The organism is Buttiauxella sp. B2, assembly GCF_006376615.1.
Lineage (GTDB): Bacteria > Pseudomonadota > Gammaproteobacteria > Enterobacterales > Enterobacteriaceae > Buttiauxella.
The window spans coordinates 1-2,470 of the sequence record NZ_VEXQ01000063.1 but is presented as its reverse complement, the minus strand read 5'-3'; the positions used below and the strand labels follow the sequence as shown (position 1 = coordinate 2,470).

At 43.5% G+C, this 2,470-nt stretch carries 3 protein-coding genes; all 3 read right to left on the bottom strand.

Going from position 1 to position 2,470, the window contains the following annotated elements; genetic code table 11:
* Positions 1–1,100 precede the first annotated feature (1,100 nt).
* The 3 genes from FH968_RS23460 to FH968_RS23450 all read right to left on the bottom strand — a co-directional run bounded on the left by FH968_RS23460 (position 1,101) and on the right by FH968_RS23450 (position 2,245).
* Positions 1,101–1,379, bottom strand: a complete 279-nt coding sequence (locus FH968_RS23460; RefSeq protein ID WP_139883886.1) for a hypothetical protein — start codon at positions 1,377–1,379, stop codon at positions 1,101–1,103.
* Between the two features lie 38 nt (positions 1,380–1,417).
* Positions 1,418–1,681, bottom strand: a complete 264-nt coding sequence (locus tag FH968_RS23455; protein ID WP_139883884.1) for a hypothetical protein — start codon at positions 1,679–1,681, stop codon at positions 1,418–1,420.
* A gap of 198 nt (positions 1,682–1,879) precedes the next feature.
* Complete coding sequence (locus FH968_RS23450) at positions 1,880–2,245, bottom strand: hypothetical protein (RefSeq protein ID WP_139883882.1); 366 nt, start codon at positions 2,243–2,245, stop codon at positions 1,880–1,882.
* Between the last annotated feature and the right edge of the window lie 225 nt (positions 2,246–2,470).

Here is a 2,470-nt window from a genome sequence, read left to right as displayed (position 1 = left end):
GCAGCAGACTGATTTCAGGGGCGAGTAAATATTTCGGCAGACCTGCGCCGAGGTGTGCGGCGTAATCGCGCATTGTCCGGGCAGCATCGAGGGACAGCGAACCGCCAGCGGGAACGATGGCACCACTGTGTAAATTCTGCAACATCGCCGGGGGTAAGTGACTCAATTTTTAACGCTCCGCATCCTCAAAAAAACCACTGACGCCGCCGGGCAGTCAGCCCGGTGTTGTCCAGCCGTGGGCCCACCGGGAAAAAATTTCCCGGCAGTTTCCCGGCTTCGCTAAAAGCCGTGATCTGATCTGTGATTCTATTGTAGTGGTTAACCCGGTCAGGTCAGCACCGCCGCTTGTCTACGCGAGTAGACAAAACCGAAACGCGCCGGGTAACGGCGTTATCTTCCTACTATGGGTGACGAAATGAAAACCGCCAGGCAGGTATCTTCCTATTGTGGGTGACGTAATAGCCCCCACACCGCGCCGCCGTTAATTATGACGCAGCGCGGCAGACAGGCCGAGCGTAATAAATCCGATCACCAAAATAAATATTGGACATTTTTTCCGATAGTGCCGTTTTGCCTGGTCGGGTACGTGTCCGGTTTCTGACTTTTTGGGGCGCGGTTCGCCCCTCCGATCTGGACAGCCCAGGATACAGGCACGATGCCGCCGACAGGCACCAGATGTTGTGATGAATATGTGTATGTTGTAACTACTGCATGATGAGAAGGGTAACTGGACAGAAAGCGCTGTATGTCTAAGTGCCTGGGGAATTAAAAGGAGAGGGGTTCCGGTGCCTGGAACAAGCCCGGACAGTTTACCGGAATGCGCCCCGGAGCGCGTAAAATCTTGTTCAAATAAACTGTTACGGTCGTGTCACGCGAACGCGTTGGCCAGCGTTCTCGATGCGCAACCGGCGCGAGTATGATTTGTTGTTTTACAGTGAGTTAAGTATTTTGCAATGCAAAAAATATTGGTGAGTTTTTTTGATGGTATCAGGAAGCACGTTGCGCTACGTGAAATCTGAGATTTTGGCAGGGGGATTGAGCGCGAGAATTAGCGAGAGAACGGCAGCAGCAAGGCCGACAAGCGGCCTAATTTATTTTGATTAAGATGCTATGAAATACCATATAAGAGCAATAACACTCATAACCAAGACCGGGGAAAAGATGAAAAACATAGTTTTCGCTTGTACTTTAAGAAGATGAGCCTCTTCCTTAGTGATTTCTTCATTTAGCGAAGGTTGTTTTATGTACTTCAAGATAAAGACACCACGTAATACACCCCATAACGAAATTAAAAAAAGAACAATAAGAATTATTACTGTTACATTTAAAATTTGATCAGTTCCCGAGCTAACAATTGAATCAAAATTTTGGCTTTCCATTTCATGTCACCTTTAAATAATCTGGATAGTCGGGCAAGTCACTTGTACGACTGGTGCAGAAATGAATAAAACCACAAACGGCTCTCTTCCTGTTTGCGGAAATATTTACCGCGAGGTAATTTTTCTCCGTATGAGAGCCGCTTACTCCAGTCTTTAAATGCCGGATTGCCTTTATTGATTTCACCAATAACCATTACGGATGCCTTACCACGAAACATAGACTCAATTAAATCAGGCGTGATGGGATAAGGCTGTGTGCTTAATACAGTTTCAGGGGGAGATTCAATAATTAATGTTTTCATGGGAAATTCTCGCCTATAAATTAACGAACACAAACCAATAATACCTGTCCAGATCCTGTACTTCCAGCACAACTGGACAGAATTACCGGAATCACTCTTTTAATCCATATTCAGCTTTATAGAAACTGAGTGGATACCATTCGTTACGCAGCTCTTTGCGATCTAATGTAAAGTGCTGGACTGTATAAACATACGCTGTTACTTTAAGCAACTAATGCTCTCTGATTTAAATTTATCAACCTGAATTATTCGCTCATTACCCGACTGACGAAAATGATAAGATAGATTACCACTTACTTGCTCGCAAATAACATAGCCATTATATTTTGACAAACGAATAAAACTAAAATCCGCCTTCCCTTCATAAGTATTAGTAGTTAGGCTTTTAATTATAACTGTATCCTGAACAGTGTTTGCCAATTTTAAATATTCAACCACTTGCTCGTTAGCAGACTTTCCTTTGTTCGTATCATTCGTTGCTGGTAATGTATCAGCCGCAACATTAAAAGCACCAATAGCAGAACTTAAAGAAATGATAAGCACAGAGAACTTTAAAATATTCATGCTACTCCACCTATGAGTACAAACCAATTAATCATTGCATTTCGCCTGTTTCTTTTTCTTGTATTCACTTATTTTTCAACTCTTGTTCACACATCACCCCCGCCATTAACCCGGTAATAATTGACTTTTTAAGTTCAGGGCTTGCCAGCTTCAACAAAGAAAACATGACATCATCATATGAATCTTCGCTTTTTAGTTGTTCAATACGTTTTACCGCTTCACGTA

Excerpts from the sequence above, each read along its gene's own strand:
- FH968_RS23450 (WP_139883882.1), bottom strand. The coding sequence starts at position 2,245 with ATGAATATTTTAAAGTTCTCTGTGCTTATCATTTCTTTAAGTTCTGCT.
- FH968_RS23455 (WP_139883884.1), bottom strand. The coding sequence starts at position 1,681 with ATGAAAACATTAATTATTGAATCTCCCCCTGAAACTGTATTAAGCACA.
- FH968_RS23460 (WP_139883886.1), bottom strand. The coding sequence starts at position 1,379 with ATGGAAAGCCAAAATTTTGATTCAATTGTTAGCTCGGGAACTGATCAA.